At 71.7% G+C, this 561-nt stretch carries 1 protein-coding gene; it reads left to right on the top strand.

The genetic code is table 11. The features are described 5' to 3' along the window. A partial coding sequence (locus CCN56_RS40410) for a SulP family inorganic anion transporter (protein ID WP_143664834.1) occupies positions 1 to 561 on the top strand: 561 nt, incomplete at both ends.

Here is a 561-nt window from a genome sequence, read left to right as displayed (position 1 = left end):
CCGTGGCGGGGCTGCAGCCCGTCGCCGGGCTGTGGGCGATTCTGCCCGCACTGGGGCTGTACGCGCTGCTCGGCTCGTCGCGGCTGCTGTCGGTCGGGCCGGAGTCGACGACCGCGCTGATGACCGCCACCGTCGTCGCGCCACTCGCAGCCGGGGACCCTGGGCGATATGCCGTATTGGCGGCCGTGCTGGCGGTCGCGGTCGGGCTGCTGTGCCTGGTGGCATGGGCGGCCAGGCTCGGCTTCGTCGCCGATCTCCTCTCGCGGCCGGTCCTGGTCGGCTATCTCGCGGGTGTGGCGCTGATCATGATCGTGGATCAGCTGCCGAAGACGACGGGCGTGAGCACCACCGGGTCGGGCTTCTTTCCGCAACTGGTTTCCTTCGTGCAGAACCTGCCCGAGGCCCAGCTCGCCACCGTCGCCGTCATCGCCCTCGTACTCCTCTTCGCCCTTCCGCTCGTCCTGCGGGCGGTGCCTGGGCCGCTGGTGGTGGTAGGGCTCGGGACCGCGGCAGTGGCGGCGTTCGGCCTGGACGATCACGGCATCGCCGTGATCGGGGCGG

The organism is Streptomyces sp. NRRL B-24572 (assembly GCF_002156145.1).
Classification (GTDB): domain Bacteria; phylum Actinomycetota; class Actinomycetes; order Streptomycetales; family Streptomycetaceae; genus Streptomyces; species Streptomyces vietnamensis.
This window is presented reverse-complemented; position numbering and strand designations above follow the sequence as displayed.